Source organism: Labrys sedimenti (assembly GCF_034424805.1).
GTDB lineage: Bacteria > Pseudomonadota > Alphaproteobacteria > Rhizobiales > Labraceae > Labrys > Labrys sedimenti.
In genome coordinates, this window is record NZ_JAXOUF010000004.1 from 1 (window position 1) to 17365 (window position 17365).

Here is a 17365-nt window from a genome sequence, read left to right on the forward strand (position 1 = left end):
AACTCCCAGCTGCGCGCTCTGGCCGAGGTCTATGCCAGCGATGATGCCAAGGGCCAGTTCGTGACCGACTTCGTCGCTGCCTGGACAAAGGTCATGAACGCAGATCGCTTCGATCTCGCCTGATCTTCAGGAAAATCGCAGTTTCTCAAAGACGCGGGGGCGACATCGGTCGCCCCCGTTTTCTTTTGCTGGCTTGCCGTTGCACACCCCTCGTCCACCACGCCCTGGGTGAGGCGAGGGGCCGCCATTCCTCGGCAGGGCAATCGGTGTCATCCGGGCGGCCAGTCTTTCCACCACCCGAACGAGCAGGATTTCTACCCGTCCGGGCGTTCCCAACCGAGGCAAAACGCGCTCTGCTAAGCCAACCAAAAATCCCAAGAACGAAGCATTCAGGGGAACAGGCGAAAGGCCGGTATCGGGCCTCCTGCCTGCGGGATCACCGCTAGACGAACGGGGGACGCCTTGGACGAGAGCAGGCCACTCAGTTTCCGCGAGGATGTACGCAGCCTGTTGTTCAGGCTGCTCCTGTCCGTCGTCAGCGAACGCGAGCCATCCCTAGCTGCGGTGCTGGCCGGCACCGAGCCACTGGATACGCTCGACAAGAAGCAACGCATCTGTGCCCTCCAGGCGACCGGGATCTGGTTTCAGCTGGTTGCCATCGCCAACGAATTGCTGGCCATGCGCGCCCGGCGCGAGCTCGAGCAAGTCGGCGGCGCCGACGAGATCGTCGGTTCCTTTTCCAATGTGATGGGCGAGATCGCCTCGGCCGGTTATCCGGCCGAGGAGGTGCAGGCCGCGCTCGACCAGTTGTGGGTCGGGCCGACGATGACGGCCCATCCGACCGAAGCCAAGCGCGTCACCGTTCTGGAGATCCACCGACGCATCTATCGCAAGCTCACCGAACTGGAGCAGCATCGCTGGGCTCCCCGCGAGCGCGAGCAGCATGTCAATGATCTGGCCAGCGAGATCGAGCTGTTGTGGATGTCCGGCGAGTTGCGGCTCGAACGCCCCTCGGTCGAGCGCGAGATCGCCTGGGGCCTCCACTTCTTCCGCGAGGTCATCTTCGAGGCGACACCCCGGATCTACGAGACGGCCCAGGAGGCTCTGGCGCGCCACTACCCGGAATATGACATCAAGGTGCCACCCTTCCTGCATTTCGCCTCCTGGATCGGCGGCGACCGCGACGGCAATCCCAATGTCACGGCCAAGACCACGGCCTATGCGCTCGATGCCTGCCGCCAGGCCATCATCGGCTGGTATATTCAGCAGGTGCGCCGTCTGGTGACCGTGCTCAGCGTCAGCGCCAACGTCGTCGATATTCCGGAGGATTTCGGCCAGGCCCTGGAGCGCCTCCTGCGCTCGACAGGCGCGGTGTCGGCCGTCATGGCCCGCAACCCTGGAGAGCCCCTGCGTCAGTTCGCGGCAGGCATGCTGGAGCGCCTGCGTGCCATGCGCAGCGAATCCATGGCGGAGCCCTATACCCGCGCGGATGCCTTCAACGCCGATCTCGGCGAACTCGAAAACGTCCTCGTCAGGCTGGGCGGCTCCCTGACGGCACGGCGTCTCATTCGTCCCCTGCGCCAGCAGGTCGAGAGTTTCGGCTTCCGGACCGTCTCGCTCGACATCCGGCAGAATTCCACCGTGATCAATCGCGTGCTGGCCGAGCTGTTCGGCCAGATCGCGGGAAGCGAGGCGCCGCAGCCGGAAACTGGCCCATGGAGCGCGCGCTTGCGGTCCGAGCTGCAATCGGGCAGGAGACCGGCTTTCGACCGGGCGGCCTTGTCGGACGAAGCCAGGGAACTGCTCGACCTCTTCGATGTCATCCGCGAGGCGTCCGCCGATCCGGGCACGGGCGCGATCGGTGCCTTCATCCTGTCGATGACGCGGTCCTGCGACGACCTGCTCGCCGTCTATCTCCTTGCGCAATATAGCGGGCTTGCCACCGCTTCCGATGGCAGCGGAACCATCAATCTGCGCGTGGTGCCACTGTTCGAGACCATCGCCGACCTGCGTGCCGCCCCCGATATTCTCGATCAGTTGTTCGGCATTTCGATCGTGCGCCGATCGGTGCGCGAATTCGCCAACCGCCAGGAAGTGATGCTCGGCTACTCCGACTCGAACAAGGATGGCGGCTTCCTTGCGTCCAATTGGGAGCTGAGCAAGGCCCAGCGGCGCATCACCGCCCTGGGCGTCAAGCGCAAGGTCAAGATCAGCTTCTTCCATGGCCGGGGTGGTTCGGTCAGTCGCGGCGGGGCGCCCACCGGCCGGGCCATCGCGGCGCAGCCGGCCGGCACCATCGACGGGGTGATGCGCGTCACCGAGCAGGGCGAGGTGGTATCGTCGAAATTCGCCAATCGCGGCACTGGCCTCTACCAATTGGAGATCCTGGCCGCGAGCGTGTTCGCGCACTCGGTCAAGTCGCGCAACGAGAGCCAGCTCAAGGACAATCCCGAGTTCAACGAGGCGCTGGAAGCGCTCACCGGCATGTCGCAGGCCACCTATTCCGGCCTGATCCGCGAGCCGGGCTTCATAGACTATTTCAACCAGGCGAGCCCGGTGGAGGAACTGTCGCTGCTCAAGATCGGCTCTCGGCCGGCCCGGCGCTTCGGCGCCCGCGACATTTCCGACCTGCGCGCCATTCCCTGGGTCTTTGCCTGGAGCCAGAACCGGCACCTGATCACCAATTGGTACGGCATCGGCAGTGCGCTCAACTCCTTCGTCAGCGTTCGCGGCGAGGCCGGACTCGACCTCCTGCGCCAGATGTTCGAGCGCTCCCGTTTCTTCCGGCTCGTCGTCGACGAGGTCGACAAGGGCCTCTACCAGACCGACATGGAAATCGGGCGCCTCTATGCCTCGCTGGTGCAGGACGGCGAAGTGGGTGAACGCATCTATCGCAAGATCGCTGCCGAATATGAGCTGACCCGCAAGATGATCGGCGAGGTCAATGGCGGGCTGGCCCTTTCGGAGCGGTTTCCCTCCTTCAAGCGGCATTTCGACCAGATTCGCCCGCAGATGGATGCGATCCACCGCCTGCAGGTCCAGCTCTTGCGTGAAGTGCGCGCCCAGGACGGCAAGTCCGCCAGCCCCAAGCGGGCGGTCAATGCCCTGCTGCTTTCGATCAACTGCATCTCGGCCGGGCTCGGTTGGACCGGCTGACGATGGTCATATCAGCGCCTCCGGGCGCCACAAGGGAGGAGTTTCATGGACAGCCCCGTCAGATCCACTGGTACGGATACCGGCCATTTCTTTCGCGATAACCTGGCCGAGGCCGATCCGGCGGTCAGCGGCGCCATCGGCCGCGAGCTCCATCGCCAGCGCGAGGAGATCGAGCTGATCGCTTCGGAAAACATCGTCTCCAGGGCCGTGCTGGAAGCACAGGGCTCCGTCCTCACCAACAAATATGCCGAGGGCTATCCCGGGCGGCGCTATTATGGCGGCTGCCAGCATGTCGACGAGGTCGAGGAACTTGCCCGCGAGCGGGCACGGCAGATGTTCAACTGCAGCTTCGCCAATGTGCAGCCCAATTCGGGCAGCCAGGCCAACCAGGCGGTGTTCATGGCCCTGATGCAGCCGGGCGATACCTTCCTCGGCCTCAATCTGGCGGCAGGCGGACATCTCACCCATGGGGCGCCGGTCAACCAGTCCGGCAAGTGGTTCAACGTGGTTTCCTATGGCGTCGACCCGCAGACGCATCGCATCGACCTTGACCAGGTGCGGGACCTTGCCAGGACACACCAGCCCAAGGTCATACTGGCCGGTGGCTCGGCCTATCCGCGCATCATCGATTTCAAGGCCTTCCGGGAGATCGCGGACGAGGTCGGCGCCAAGCTCTTCGTCGACATGGCGCATTTCGCGGGCCTGGTCGCCGGCGGCGTGCATCCCAACCCGCTCGACCATGCCCATGTGGTGACGACCACGACGCACAAGACCCTGCGCGGCCCGCGTGGCGGCATGGTGCTGTCGAATGACGAGGAAATCGGCAAGAAGATCAATTCGGCCGTCTTCCCGGGGCTGCAGGGCGGCCCTCTGATGCACGTGATCGCCGCCAAGGCGGTGGCTTTCGGCGAGGCGCTGACGCCCGCGTTCAAGACCTACGCCGCAAATGTCATCGACAATGCCAAGGCGCTCGCCGAGGCCCTGTCCTCGGGTGGCGTCGACATCGTGTCGGGCGGCACCGATACCCATCTGATGCTGGTGGACCTACGTCGCAAGAACCTCACCGGCAAGGCGGTGGAGGCCGCGCTCGGCCGGGCCCATATCACCTGCAACAAGAACGGCATTCCCTTCGATCCCCAGGGGCCGATGGTCACCTCCGGCGTACGCCTGGGCACGCCGGCCTGCACGACCCGCGGCTTCATGGTCGAGGAATTCAAGGAGGTCGCCCGCCTCACATTGGCGGTGATCGACGGTCTCGCCGCCAATGGCGAGGCGAGCAATTCAGCTGTGGAAGTCGGCGTGCGCGAGGCGGTGCACAGTCTGCTCGCCCGCTTCCCGATCTATGACTGAGCGACAACGCAACGAAAGGCCATGGCGACTGTCAGCGCCATGGCCTTGTCCCGCCGTCGCCGGTTTGGGTTTCTAGCTGCGTATCCCCGACCGTGCCTGTGGGCTTCTCATGGCTGCAGCGCGATGTCGTCGGTCTTGGTGACGCGGGCGAGCAAGGGGAAAATGCGCTGGAAGGCGAAGGCGTGCATGTCGGCGGCGCGGCCCGTGCAGGCGTCTTCCGCCAGCACGACGGCATAGCCGTGTTCGTGCGCAGCGCGGGCGGTCGACTCGACGCCGATATTGGTGGCGATGCCGCCGATGACCACGGTAGTAATGCCGCGCCGCCTCAGCTGCAGATCGAGCTCGGTGCCATAGAAGGCGCCCCATTGATGCTTGGTGACCCGGAGATCGGAGGGCTCGGCAAGACCCTCGGCCAGATCCGCCCAGCCTTCGGGAAAGCCGCCGGGCGGTATTCTCATGGGTTGGTCGACGGGGGCCTTGAGGGCATCGCCGCGATCGGCGGAAAAGGCGACATTGACGAGAATGACGGGCGCTCCGGCTGCGCGAAAGCGCTGGGCGAGTAGACTTCCGCGGGCGACCACATCCGGGCCGGAATAGGGCTCGGCCGGTGTACAGACAATTCCCTTCTGCAGATCGATCAGAATGAGGGCCGTGGTGCTGGCAGGCAAAGCAAGCATGGAACCATCCTTTCGCCGAGTTCCCGACCGGCTCGCGCCGGATTGCGCGGTGGCACGAAGGCCGCTATCTATTTGAGGAGTAACTCAAGCAGAACATCTATTTGAGGATGGACTCAAATTTGTCAAGCCAGAAACGCAGAACCCTGGCGCCACAGCGTGAGGTCGGCCGCCAACGCGTGGCTGAACTTCTGGAGGCGGCGGCGGAGGTGATTCAGGAGCGTGGCTTCGAGGCGACCACGATGGCGGAGATCGCTCAGCGCGCCGATGCCCGCATCGGTTCGCTCTATCGTTTCTTTCCCAGCAAGGACGCGGTGGCGGACGCCCTGATGGATCGCTATGCGACGGTTCTTGCTGGGGCCTATGACGCCGTGCGCGACCAGGCAGGAAGCGCCACGCCGGAGCAGCTGGCGGACATTCTGATCGAACTCCTGGTGCAACTCCATCCCCAGGCGCGCGCTGTCACGGCCTTGCTGGATTCCAGGACGGATTGGACGCAGATCCGCCTGCGCTTTCGCGCCCAGGCGCTCGCCGGCGTACGTGCCGCGCTGAAGGCCAACGCGCCGGGTTTGGCGGAGGCCGAGGCCGACGACATTGCCGCGGTGGTGCTCAACAATATGAAGACCATGGTCGGCATGATGCGCAAGGACGCGCCGACCACGCCGGGCGCGCCCGACCAGCTCAGATTGATGAACCGTCTCTATCTGGGGGCCAAGCTGACGCCGGCTCGGCCGTGACGATTGACACTCAAGACGAGGCGATGAACGGCAGATTTCTCCCGTGGCACAAACGCGTCATGCCCATGAAATCTTAAGCCTCTAGCCTGATTTTGCTTGTCAACGCGACGGAACGCGCCGCAAGTACGATCCAGTTTGAGGATGCCGCGTCCATGCGTTCGAGAGTATTGCCCGTTCTGACGTTCCTTGGCCTTGCCGCCGGCGCGTTCACGCCCGGCTCCCAAGTGCATGCCGATGAACGTTCTCCCTATTCGGTGCTGAACTTCTCCTCGCAGCCCGACGCCGGTCCGGACTGGATCATGACGGTGGGTGTCGGGACCCAGTATGGACCGACCTATGAGGGAGCCTCGAAAACCAGCGTCACGGTGCTACCCTCCGATTTCGACATCAGGCGGGCGGGGGAGGCACCCGGATGGGGTGCGCCGGATGACGCGTTCTCGTTTTCGGTGTTCGAGAGCCACGGCCTTGCCATCGGGCCCGCTGCCGATTTCCGTGGCGGCCGCTCGCGATCAGATGAGCGGGACCTCGCCGGGGTGCATACGGTGCCCGCAACGCTGGATGCCGGCCTGTTCATGGAATACTGGCTGATCGAGAACCAGTTGCGTGTCCGTGCTGAAGTACGCCAGGCCCTGCGGGCCGGGCAGGGGTTGGTCGCCGATTTCTCGGCCGATTGGGTGCAGCCCTACGACGCCTTCACCTTTTCGATCGGCCCGCGCCTGTCGGTCGGCAACGGCACCTATATGCGCTCCTCCTTCGGCGTGACGGAGCGCGACGCCGTGCGCAACGGCAAGGTGATACCCTACGATCCCTCAGCCGGCATCAAGGCCTATGGCGCCCTGGCTTCGGTTTCCTATCAGTTCTCGCCGGCCTGGAAGGCGACGCTCTACGACAAGTTCGAGCGCCTGACGGGCGATGCCGCGGACAGTCCGGTCACGAAGCGTTTCGGTTCGCTCAACCAGAACACGGTCGGCCTCAGCCTGAGCTATTCCTTCGGCCTGAAATTCCGCTGAAGCGTTTTGCGATTTGCGCGGTTAGGAAGCTCCCCGCGCAAAGATCCGTGCCGCCCGGATGATGGCGATCACGGGCCAGCGTGGGATTGGATCATCGGACTTCTGCCAGTTTGAGACGGGCTTCGAGGGCGGCGTGTGCTTCCTTCCGCTCGCTATAGCGATCGGTGAGGTAATCGGAGGCATCGCGCGTCAGCAAAGTGAACTTGACCAGTTCTTCCATTACATCGACGACGCGCTCGTAATAAGGCGAGGGCTTCATGCGGCCATCGGGCGTGAACTCCTCATAAGCCTTGGCGACCGAGGACTGGTTAGGAATGGTGATCATTCGCATCCAGCGGCCGAGGACGCGCATCTGGTTGACCGCATTGAAGGATTGCGAGCCGCCAGAGACCTGCATGACGGCAAGCGTCTTACCCTGGGTCGGGCGCACCGCTCCGATCGACAAGGGAATCCAATCGATCTGTGTCTTCATGATACCGGTCATGGCACCATGGCGCTCAGGACTGCACCAGACCTGCCCCTCCGACCATTCCGACAGTTCTCGTAGTTCGCGAACCTTGGGATGGTCTGCCGGCTCGGTGTCCGGCAGCGGCAAGCCATGGGGATCGAAGATACGGGTCTCTGCGCCGAAATGCCTGAGGAGCTGTTCCGCTTCCAAGGTCAGTAACCTGCTGTAGGAGCGTTCCCGTAGCGAGCCATAAAGCATCAGGATGCGTGGCGGATGTACTGACGCCTTCGGCCGCAGACGATCGAGCGAGGGGATCTCAACGCAATCAGCGGCGATGTTGGGCAGGTCGTTGATCATCAATTGCGTCCTTCCGCGGCGGTCGCAGAGGAACCCCGCTCGTACCAATTCTTTGACCGGTTCACGATCCACACGACTGACAGCATGACCGGCACTTCGATCAGCACACCGACGACGGTTGCAAGGGCTGCCCCCGAGTTGAAGCCGAACAGGCTGATGGCGGCGGCAACGGCAAGCTCGAAGAAATTGGAGGCGCCGATCAGGGCTGAGGGACCGGCGACGCAATGCTGCTCGCCTGCGATACGATTGAGCAGGTAGGCAAGCCCTGCATTGAAATAGACCTGGATCAGGATCGGTACGGCAAGCAGCGCGATCACGAGCGGCTGGTCGATGATCTGCTCGCCCTGGAAGCCGAACAGCAGCACCAGCGTGGCGAGGAGCGCCAGCAGGGAGACGAGGCCGATACGCGCGAGAAAACGCTCGAGCGCCGCCTGGCCGCCAGCAGCCAGCAGACGATGGCGGAGCCATTGTGCCACGATCACCGGAATGGCGATGTAGAGCCCGACCGACAGGACGAGCGTGTCCCATGGCACGGTGATCGCCGATAGGCCGAGCAGCAGGCCGACGATCGGCGCGAAGGCGATGATCATGATGGCATCGTTGAGCGCGACCTGGCTCAGGGTGAAATGCGGCTCGCCCCTGGTCAGGTTCGACCAGACGAACACCATGGCGGTGCAGGGTGCCGCGGCAAGGATGATCAGCCCGGCGATGTAGCTGTCGATCTGGACCGCCGGCAGATAGGGCCGGAACAGCCAGCCGATGAACAGCCAGCCGAGCAGCGCCATGGAGAATGGCTTGATGGCCCAATTGATGAAGAGGGTGACGCCGATGCCCCGCCAGTGCTGCCCGACCTCGCGCAGGGCGGCGAAGTCGATCTTCAGCAGCATGGGGATGACCATCAGCCAGATCAGTACGGCAACCGGGAGATTGACCTTGGCGATCTCGGCGGCGCCGATGGTTTGGAAGGCCGCCGGCATCAAATGGCCGAGCGCAATGCCGGCGAGGATGCAAAGGGCAACCCAAAGCGTCAGGTAGCGTTCGAATGTGGACATGTCAGAAACTGATCTTGCGGGTCATGAGGACCGCACTGGCGGGGCAAAGCGATGACGCCTGGCGTGTCGCCAGGATTGATGCGGGTGCAACTGCCCGCTCTACAGGCTTGAAGCCGACGCGAGAGAAGAAATCAGATGACGATGTCGTCAGGAGCCAGGCTCGCTTTGCACCAGCTTCATAGGCCCGGTAGAGCAGCAAGGGCACGATGTTGCGGCCGATCCCCGTTCCTCTGGCCTTCTGCAGGACCACGACCGATCGGATCAGAGCTTCGTCGCCCTGCAATTCGTAGCCGCCAAATCCGACAGGCCGGCCGTCGAGCGTTTCATAGGCGAAGAAGGTGCGGCCGGGCTCGGCGAAATCGTCGGTCGGCAGATTTGCTGCCCGGAGGCTTGCGAGCAAGGCCGGATAGGTCGGAGCTATCGGAGTGTCTTTGAGGAAAGGCACACCCTCTTCCTTCCCGATCGCCGACGAGACTGTCATCGGAGGGAGGAGATCGAGCACGACGTCGGACGGCCGGCAGAGCCTCACGCCAAGAGGGCTGACGACGATGGGGCGATTGATCAGGATGGGATGTGCGACCATCGCATCCAGGAGTTCGTCTTCCGTCAGATCAGGCGCATCCAATCCGAGTTCCGCATAGGGCGTGCCCTTCTGGCGGACGAGGCCTCGCACGCCGATGCCCATTCGCTCGACGAGTTGCGCCAGCAGGGCGCGTGAGGGAGGCGTTTTCAGATATTCGATGACATGGGGCTCGATCCCCCATTGCCGGATCAAGGCCAGCGTGTTGCGAGAGGTGCCACAATCGGGATTGTGATAGATGATGATGTCCATGCTTGCTGTCACGCCGCGCTGTTGCGGGGCGAGGTTGCCCCTTCGGATTGGCCGATCTCAACGAGCTGTGCCCGAAGCGAGGCCTTGTCCAGGCTGGAGACCGGTAGCGCTGTGAAGGCACCGATGCGGTTCTTGAGAAAACGCAGCGCCGTGACGAAGGCCGTTTCCTTCTCGATGTCGCTGCCCTCGACGCGGGCCGGGTCCTCGATGCCCCAATGGGCCGACATCGGGTGTCCGGGCCACACTGGACAAGTCTCGCCATGGGCGTCGTCGCAGACGGTGAAGACGAAATCCATCTGCGGGGCATCCGGCCCGGCGAACTCGTCCCAGCTCTTCGAGCGCAGGCCGTCGACGGGATAGCCTGCTCGTTCCAGGCAATGCAGCGCGAAGCGATTGACGCTACCCCTGGGCTTGCTTCCCGCCGAGAAGGCATTGAAGCGACCTGCGCCGTCCTTGCGCAGGATGCTTTCGGCCAGGATCGAGCGCGCCGAGTTGCCGGTGCACAGGAACAGCACATTGTAGGTGTGCGGGTCAGGCATGGGTGACATCCTTTCGAGGAGCACAACAAGCGGAGAGCGAGGCGACGGCAGGATTGCAGACTTCCGGGTGCCCCTGGCAGCAGTCGCGCATCAGGAACTCGATCAGGCCGGAGAGCGCCGGATAGGTCGCGCTGTAGAGGATCGAGCGCCCCTCCCGGCGTGACTCGACCAGGCCAGCCTGTTCGAGGTGGCCGAGGTGAAACGACATGCGCGAGGAGGAAGCGCCGTCCATGGCTTCACCGATCGCGCCAGCCGCCATGCCGTCCGGGCCAGCCGTCACCAGGAGCTTGACGATCCTGAGCCGCGTTTCCTGGGATAGGGCGGCGAAGGCATCGAGGGCTTGCTTTTCGTCCATCTTTATCTCAACATCTCAAGAATCATTGAGATGATGGATACATCAACATGAACGCTTCTGCCAGCCCCTTGATGATTGAATTTGGCGGCGATGCCTCGCACAGCGGTTTCCTCGCTGCGTTGAAACCCCATGCCGGCAAGGCGCTGGTGCTGAACTATGGCGGGCGGACGATACGGCCCGGCTATCATATCACCGAGGTCAAGGCGGGCGCATTCATCACCCTGGACTGTGGCGCCTCCCCGGATGCCTGGCGGGAAACCATCCTGCAGGTGGAGGACATCGAGGCGACCGCCGGCGGGGATTTCATGTCCGTCGCCAAATTTGAACGAATCCTGCAGCGGGTCGCGGAAAGGGTGGACCTCGAAGCGGATGCCCGGCTTACCTTCGAGGTGGGCCAGCCTGGCGAGCCCATGCAGATATTCGATGTCGGTGCCCTTGAAATCGCCGGTGGCGAGCAGCTCGTCCTCAAACTCGAAGGGCGCCCGGCAATTTGCAAGCCGCGCCATCGGCTCGAGCAACTGGCCGAGGCGACTGCGTGCTGCAGTTCGAACGCAAGCGGCGGCCGGTGCTGCTAGCACTGCAGTTGCGTTTGCATGAAGGAGCACGGGAAAAGGGGAGTGTCAGCCTCCACAGCTCCATCAAGTGGTGGAGCTGTGGAGGCTGACACTCCAAATACCTTTCGAACAAAGAAGCAACTGTAGTACTAGGCCGAGCGCAGGCTTGCTCCGCATTTTTCAGAAGGAGTTGACGATCCGCCCGGCTCGCATGTCGGTGATCATGGTGTGGGCGTGATAATGCATGGCGCATTTGATCGCGTAGATCTGCATCACCACGGGGGATCGCCGTCGCTTGAGCATCATCCACAGACGCTGGCGGTAGATCCGGCGCAACTCCTTCTGGGGCACCCGGCGCATCAGGCGTAGGAAGATGCCGGCGGCCTCGAACATCCACATCAGGTTGAGCTTGGCCAGTTGTAGCGGGTGGCGGCGCAGATGCCTGAGCCTGGAGCGTTCCGGCTCGATGCGCTCGTCGAGATAGAGTGCATCGAGACGATCGAAATAGGCCTCGGGCCGATGGAGGTCGGCCATCACCTCGAGATAACCGTCGCGCAGCGCCTCGCGGCTGAAATTGAGCGGGATGACATTGGTGCCATAGATCTGGCGGTCGGTGGGATCGAGCCGCCCCTCTTTGGCGAGGCGGGCGTAGAGGGGGGTCTTGGGAATGGCCGCGAGCATGCCGACCATGGCGTTGACGATGCGCGAGTCCTTGATGAACCGGCGCTGGGCCTCGAAGATGGTGGCATCGTCGCTGTCGAAACCCAGGATCATGCCGCACCACACCTCGATGCCGCTGCGCTGGATGGTATGGACCTTCTCCAGCATGCTGGCGCCCTTGCGCACGTTCTGCAGCTTCTTGGTCTCGCGCAGGGCGGCCTCGTTGGGCGTCTCGATACCGATGAACACCACCCTGATATTGGCGTCGACCATCAGCTCCATCAACTCGGCATCGTCGGCAAGGTCGATGGAGGCCTCGGTCACGAAGGTCATCGGATAATCATGCGCGACCTGCCAGGCAATGACGTCGCGCAGAACTTCCTTGATCGCCTTCTTGTTGCCAATCAGATTGTCGTCGACGATGAAGGCAGTATCCATCCCGGTCGCCAGCAGCGCCTCCAGTTCGGCGATGACCTGCCGGCTGGTCTTGATGCGGGGCTTGCGGCCGAACACCACGATGATGTCGCAGAACTCACAGGTGAACGGGCAGCCGCGTGAGAACTGCACGCTGCCGACGGCGTAGTCGTCCATCTTGAGGAGGTCGAAGCGCGGTACCGGCACCGTGGCCATGTCGGTCTTGTCGGCCTGCTCGTAGCGACGGGCATGACGGTTCTGGACCCAGTCATCCAGAAAGCGCGGCCAGCTTTCCTCGGCCTCGCCGATGAAGGCGACGTCGGCATCATCGCCGAAATAGTCCTCGCGCACGGTGATCCAGGGGCCGCCGACCGCCACGAAGCAGTTGCGGCGCTTCAACTCGTTGAGGATCTCGCGCATGCGGAAACGCTGCACGATCATGCCGGTAAGGCCGACGATGTCGGCGCGGGCGCAGAGCTCGTAGTTGATCGCCTCGACGTTTTCGTCGATCAGGGTCACGGTGTGTTCGGATGGTGTCAGCGCCGCCAGCAAGGGCAGGCAGGCGACCGGCAGATTGGCCTTGGCATCGAACAGGGGCAAGGCATGTTCCAATCCCCAATAGGAAGCTTCGAAGCGCGGATTGATCAGCACGATATGGGCCATGGTCGTCACCGTTCAGTGGTGTTGAAGGATGTTCTTGCGGCTATTCCATCAGTTCGTTGTGTTCGAAGGTTTGCCCCGGGCGGCGAGCCTCGGGGGAAGAACTTGGCGTGTCGTTTCAGGCTGCGCTTTCGAGCTGCGTGTCTACGGTCGTAAAATTGCCGGCCGGCGGCGGATGTCCGGCAGCGATATAGTCGCGCGTCGTCGGCAGGGCTTGGTTGGAATTGGCAAGCTGGATCTGGAAGACCACGAGGTCCTCGCAGCGGAAGGCGACTTCGGCGGCGGCGAGGTAATATTCCCACATCCGGCAGAAGCGCGCGTCGTAGAGCGCTTCTGCCTCGTCCCAGCGCGCCAGGAAGCGCTCGCGCCAGGCCTTCAGCGTCTCGGCGTAATGCAGGCGCAATACCTCCACATCGGTGACGATCAGACCGGCCCGCTCGATGGCCGGCAGGATCTCCGATAGTGAGGGAATATAGCCGCCGGGGAAGATGTATTTGTCGAGCCACGGCGTGGTGAAGCCGGGTTCTGCCGAACAGCCGATGGTGTGGAGCAGCATGACGCCGTCATCGGCGAGCAGCCGGGCCGCGGTCTTGAAGAAGGTCTCATAGTGGGCAAGGCCGACATGCTCGAACATGCCGACGGAGACGATGCGGTCGAAATGGCCCTGGACGCTGCGATAATCGATCAGGTCGAAATGCACGCGGCCTTCCGCGGTGCCCTTGGGGCGTTCCCTGGCGAAGGCGAGTTGTTCTTCCGACAGGGTGACGCCTCGGACCTCGCTCGCACCCGCTTCGGCCATCGAGCAGGCGAGGCCGCCCCAGCCCGAGCCGATGTCGAGCACCTTGTGCTGCGGCCCGATCCGCAGCTTGGCGATGATGTGCTGCTTCTTGGCGGCCTGGGCGTCCTCCAGGCTTTGGCCGGGATATTCGAAATAGGCGCAGGAATATTGCCGATCGGCATCCAGGAACAGATTGTAGAGGCGTCCGTCGAGATCGTAGTGATGCGCGACGTTGCGCTTGGAACGGCCCGGCAGGTTGCGCAGCCGGAACCGGCGCAGCGCGGCGCGGGCTCGATCGATGAGGCGCGCGGGCAGGGGATGGGTCTGGTTCTGCCCCTCGCGCAGGATGAGATGGATGAAATCGTAGATCGAGCCCTGTTCGACCAGGAAGCGCTCGTCCATATAGAGTTCGCCGAGCCGCATGTCGGGATCGGTCAGTAGAGCGATAACGCCAGCCCGATCGGTCAGGCGGACAGTGACCGGCTCGCCGCTGCCGTCACCGAAGGCGAGCCGGGTTCCGGCGGGCGTCACCACCGTCAGATTGCCGCGGCTGACGATCCTCGCAAAGGCCCAGCGGAGGATGCGGTCCAAGGTGGAAGCCATCTCATGATCTCCTATTGGGCGACGCTAGGAACGCGGCCCGACCGTCTTGGAGACGGTGATCTCGTATTTCTTCAGCCGGTGCCAAAGGCTGCGCTCATTGATGCCGAGCAGTTCGGCAGCGCGCACCTGCACGCCCTCGGCCCGCTTCAGGGCCTCGACGATGAGACCGCGCTCGAAGGCGGCGGCGACATCGTCGAGCTGAATGGGAAAGTCCTGTGCCGTGCCGTTGCCCGGCTTTTCGGCGATGTAGGCCGGCAGGTCGGCAGCCGATATCACCGGGCTGCGGGCCGAGATCAGCGAGCGCTCGACGCAATTCTGCAATTCACGGATATTGCCGGGCCAGCGATAGGCGGTCAGTACCCGTACGGCATCGGGGCTGAAGCGGATGTCGCGCTTGCCGAGGGTTGGCGCGAGGTCATCGGCGAAAAGGTCCAGAAACAGCGGGATATCCTCGGCCCGTTCGCGCAGGGGCGGCAAGGCGATCGGGAACACGGCGAGGCGGTAATAGAGATCCTCGCGGAACTTATTCTCGGCCACCATGGCTGTGAGGTCGCGGTTTGTCGCCGCGATGATGCGCACATCGGCCGTGCGCGAACCCGTCGCGCCCACCGGCTCATACTGGCGTTCCTGCAGCACGCGCAGGATCTTGGCCTGCAGGTTGAGCGGCATGTCGCCGACCTCGTCGAGGAAGAGCGTGCCGCCCTCGGCCTGGGCGAAGCGACCGACGCGGTTGCTGACGGCACCGGTGAAGCTGCCTTTCACATGGCCGAAGAACTCGCTTTCCAACAGCGCCTCGGGAATGGCGGCGCAATTGACCGCGACGAAAGGCTTGCGCTGGCGTGGGCTGTTGAAGTGGATGGCGCGCGCCACCACTTCCTTGCCCGAACCGCTTTCGCCGGTGAGCAGCACGGTGGTGCGCTGCTCGCACACTTCGCTGACCGCGCGCAGCACCTTCTGGAAGGCGGGGGACTTGCCCACCAGCGTGTCGAACTTGTAGCGCCCCGCCAATTCCCGGCGCAGGCGCTCATTGTCACGCAAGGCCTCGTGCAGGCGTAGGGCGTTGGCGAGGGTCGTCGCCAGTTCCTCCTGCTCGATCGGCTTGTCGATATAGTCGAAGGCCCCGTCCTTGATGGCCTGGACAGCGTCGCGTACCGTCGAATAAGCTGTCATGATCACCACCGGCATCGAAGGATGGCGGCGGTGGATCTCCGCCAGCAATTCCTGGCCACTCATGCCTGGCATACGCAGGTCGGTGAGCACGAGATCGACGGGTTCCTGTTCGAGCCGTTCGAGCGCGGCGGCGCCGCTGCTTGCGGTGAGCGGACGATAACCCAGCCCCTCCAGCACGCCGCTCAGCACGTCGAGCAGCTTGACCTCGTCGTCAACGAGCAGGATCGTTTGGGACATCGCCTGCCCTCCGTTGGGATGCGGGTATCACGAGTTCGAAAATGGCGCCGCCATGCGTGGCGTTGCGGGCCTCGATCCAGCCGCCATGGCCTTCCGCCACCGCAAAGACGCGGGCGAGGCCAAGCCCGGTGCCACTGTCCTTGGTGGTGACGAATGGATCGAAGATGCGGTCGATCAGGGTTTGCGGGATGCCCGGCCCATTGTCAGCGAAGATGAAATGCACCTCGTCTCCCTCGGTGGTGATGCGAATGTCGAGGCGGGGGCGAACGGCAAGACCGGGTGCCGTCGCCAGTTCGGGCGTTCCTTCCATGGCCTGCAGAGCGTTGAGCACCAGGTTGAGGCAGGCCTGGATCATCTGGTCGCGATCGACATGGATGCGGGCTTCGCCGCTTTCGTCCTCGACATTGACGAGGACCTGCTGCTGCTCGATCTCGCTCTGGCAACTGCCGAGAACCCGGTCGACAAGATCGACGGGAGCCAGGTCCGTCATGCGCTGCGGCGGCCGGGCAAAGGCCAGGAAGTCGCGGATAAGCTGGTCGATCCGGCGGACCTCGTCGATGACATAGCCCAGGCGCCGTGTCTCCACCTCCGACAGGTTGGCGCTGTTCTGCAGCAGTTCGGCGGAGGTCTTGATGATGCCGAGCGGATTGCGCACCTCATGGGCGAGCCCGGCGGCGACCTCGCCGAGCGTGGTCATGCGCTCGCGCCGTCTGAGCTTGGCCTCCATCTTGCGCAGGCCCTCCAATTGCTGGGCCATCGAGTTGAAGGCGACGGACAACTGGCCAAGCTCGTCATGCCGGCGGGTCGGCACGCGCTGGCTGAAATCGCCCTTCGCAATGGCGTTGACGCCTTCCGCAAGGCGGATGACCGGGCTGGTGAGCAGGCGCGACATGATCAGCCCGGCACCGAGCGACAGCAGCATGCCGAAGGCAAAGATGGCGATGAACAGGTTCTTGCTCGTTACCCAGTCGGCAATACCCGAGTCCGAGCTGAGGCCGCAAAACAGCACGCCGATGAGATTGTTGCCGTCACGGATCGGCGCATAGATGCCGATGGACGTATCCTCGCCATCGATGTCGGCGGATGTATACTCGTCGGCGGCATTGCCGGCGACCTCGGTCAGCGTTGCCGGGGGCAGGGCCACCGATGTTTGGCCGCCGGAGGCGTAGACTTGCGTGAACTGACCATTGACCTTGTAGTAGAGGCGAACGGTCAGCGACGACAGCGCTCCCATATTGGCGACGAAGCTCTGGTCGACCAATGTGCCGATCAGCACGTGGTAGCGCTGGCCCTGATAGTCGAAGGTGCTGGAACCCGCTGCCATCAGGGTCGGCGTACCGTCGATGACGTCGAGATAGAGCTTCTGGCCCTCGCCGAAGGGCACGCTGGTGATGTTGGTGGCGGGCTTTGAGGAGAAGACAACCCTGCCTTCATTGTCGGAGATCAGCAGGAGGTCGTAGCCGAGCGCGTTGATCATATGCGACACGGCCGGCGGCATCTCGCGCGACTGCCCGGTGACGAGGGCGGTCAGGCTGCCGTTCTCGGCGAGCACGTCGGCGATGCTGGCGGTTTCCCTGCGCTGGTCGAGGATGTTGGCCACGAAGAAGTGCGAGGTCTGGAACAGCCAGGCCTCGACATTGTCCTCGAAGGTGGTGGAGACGACCTGCGTGGCAAATTTGGTTGCGATCAGCATCGGGATGACGCTGATGATGACGAACACGCCGACAAGCTTCCAGCGTATCGACCGGCTCCACCACTTATAGAGAACGGTGAGCATCG

The 17365-nt window shown here is 63.5% G+C and carries 15 protein-coding genes and 1 pseudogene; 6 read left to right on the forward strand and 10 right to left on the reverse strand.

What is annotated here, in order from left to right; all coding sequences use genetic code 11:
* From U1R88_RS15050 to glyA, 3 genes and pseudogenes are all read left to right on the forward strand, one after another.
* Positions 1 to 123, forward strand: a pseudogene (locus U1R88_RS15050) (catalase (peroxidase I)-like protein); the annotation flags it as partial.
* Positions 124 to 462: 339 nt separating this feature from the next.
* Positions 463 to 3156 carry a phosphoenolpyruvate carboxylase gene (locus U1R88_RS15055; protein ID WP_322431948.1) on the forward strand — a complete coding sequence of 898 codons (2694 nt, stop codon included), beginning with the start codon at positions 463 to 465 and terminating at the stop codon, positions 3154 to 3156.
* A 45-nt stretch (positions 3157 to 3201) separates the two neighbouring features.
* Positions 3202 to 4506: a serine hydroxymethyltransferase gene (gene glyA / locus U1R88_RS15060; protein ID WP_322431949.1), complete on the forward strand. Its 1305-nt coding sequence runs from the start codon at positions 3202 to 3204 to the stop codon at positions 4504 to 4506.
* Between the two features lie 107 nt (positions 4507 to 4613).
* Here the strand turns inward: glyA and U1R88_RS15065 are convergent, their stop codons facing one another.
* The gene (locus tag U1R88_RS15065) at positions 4614 to 5183 is read right to left on the reverse strand and encodes a hydrolase (protein WP_322431950.1); all 570 of its coding nucleotides are present in this window, start codon (positions 5181 to 5183) and stop codon (positions 4614 to 4616) included.
* 176 nt (positions 5184 to 5359) lie between these two features.
* Between U1R88_RS15065 and U1R88_RS15070 the strand changes: the two genes are divergently transcribed.
* Together U1R88_RS15070 and U1R88_RS15075 are read left to right on the forward strand one after the other, a co-directional pair.
* Positions 5360 to 5917, forward strand: a complete 558-nt coding sequence (locus U1R88_RS15070) for a TetR/AcrR family transcriptional regulator (protein ID WP_322431951.1) — start codon at positions 5360 to 5362, stop codon at positions 5915 to 5917.
* 152 nt (positions 5918 to 6069) lie between these two features.
* Complete coding sequence (locus U1R88_RS15075) at positions 6070 to 6927, forward strand: MipA/OmpV family protein (RefSeq protein ID WP_322431952.1); 858 nt, start codon at positions 6070 to 6072, stop codon at positions 6925 to 6927.
* Positions 6928 to 7018: 91 nt separating this feature from the next.
* On the opposite strand, the gene arsH is transcribed toward U1R88_RS15075, so the two are convergent.
* From arsH to U1R88_RS15100, 5 genes are read right to left on the reverse strand one after another with little or no spacing between them, the layout of a single operon-like run.
* On the reverse strand, positions 7019 to 7732 hold the full coding sequence (gene arsH, locus U1R88_RS15080) for an arsenical resistance protein ArsH (RefSeq protein ID WP_322431953.1): 714 nt from the start codon (positions 7730 to 7732) through the stop codon (positions 7019 to 7021).
* The gene (gene arsB, locus U1R88_RS15085; protein WP_322431954.1) at positions 7732 to 8784 is read right to left on the reverse strand and encodes an ACR3 family arsenite efflux transporter; all 1053 of its coding nucleotides are present in this window, start codon (positions 8782 to 8784) and stop codon (positions 7732 to 7734) included. Before arsB ends, arsH begins: the two co-directional genes overlap by 1 nt.
* Position 8785: 1 nt before the next feature.
* Positions 8786 to 9616: an arsenic resistance N-acetyltransferase ArsN2 gene (gene arsN2 / locus U1R88_RS15090; RefSeq protein WP_322431955.1), complete on the reverse strand. Its 831-nt coding sequence runs from the start codon at positions 9614 to 9616 to the stop codon at positions 8786 to 8788.
* Positions 9617 to 9624: 8 nt separating this feature from the next.
* On the reverse strand, positions 9625 to 10155 hold the full coding sequence (locus U1R88_RS15095; protein ID WP_322431956.1) for an arsenate reductase ArsC: 531 nt from the start codon (positions 10153 to 10155) through the stop codon (positions 9625 to 9627).
* Positions 10148 to 10510 (reverse strand): ArsR/SmtB family transcription factor, encoded by a 363-nt coding sequence (locus tag U1R88_RS15100; protein WP_322431957.1) that lies wholly within the window; start codon positions 10508 to 10510, stop codon positions 10148 to 10150. The genes U1R88_RS15095 and U1R88_RS15100 overlap by 8 nt, the downstream gene beginning before the upstream one ends.
* Positions 10511 to 10557: 47 nt before the next feature.
* On the opposite strand from U1R88_RS15100, the gene U1R88_RS15105 reads away from it, so the two are divergent.
* On the forward strand, positions 10558 to 11085 hold the full coding sequence (locus U1R88_RS15105) for a DUF6428 family protein (protein ID WP_322431958.1): 528 nt from the start codon (positions 10558 to 10560) through the stop codon (positions 11083 to 11085).
* Between the two features lie 159 nt (positions 11086 to 11244).
* Here the strand turns inward: U1R88_RS15105 and U1R88_RS15110 are convergent, their stop codons facing one another.
* The 4 genes from U1R88_RS15110 to U1R88_RS15125 all read right to left on the reverse strand — a co-directional run bounded on the left by U1R88_RS15110 (position 11245) and on the right by U1R88_RS15125 (position 17363).
* A complete protein-coding gene (locus tag U1R88_RS15110; RefSeq protein WP_322431959.1) occupies positions 11245 to 12801 on the reverse strand; it encodes a B12-binding domain-containing radical SAM protein in 1557 nt (518 codons plus the stop codon).
* Positions 12802 to 12916: 115 nt separating this feature from the next.
* Positions 12917 to 14179 (reverse strand): cyclopropane-fatty-acyl-phospholipid synthase family protein, encoded by a 1263-nt coding sequence (locus U1R88_RS15115; RefSeq protein ID WP_322431960.1) that lies wholly within the window; start codon positions 14177 to 14179, stop codon positions 12917 to 12919.
* A 24-nt stretch (positions 14180 to 14203) separates the two neighbouring features.
* Positions 14204 to 15586: a sigma-54-dependent transcriptional regulator gene (locus U1R88_RS15120; protein ID WP_322431961.1), complete on the reverse strand. Its 1383-nt coding sequence runs from the start codon at positions 15584 to 15586 to the stop codon at positions 14204 to 14206.
* Complete coding sequence (locus U1R88_RS15125; RefSeq protein WP_322432286.1) at positions 15561 to 17363, reverse strand: sensor histidine kinase; 1803 nt, start codon at positions 17361 to 17363, stop codon at positions 15561 to 15563. Before U1R88_RS15125 ends, U1R88_RS15120 begins: the two co-directional genes overlap by 26 nt.
* Positions 17364 to 17365 lie beyond the last annotated feature (2 nt).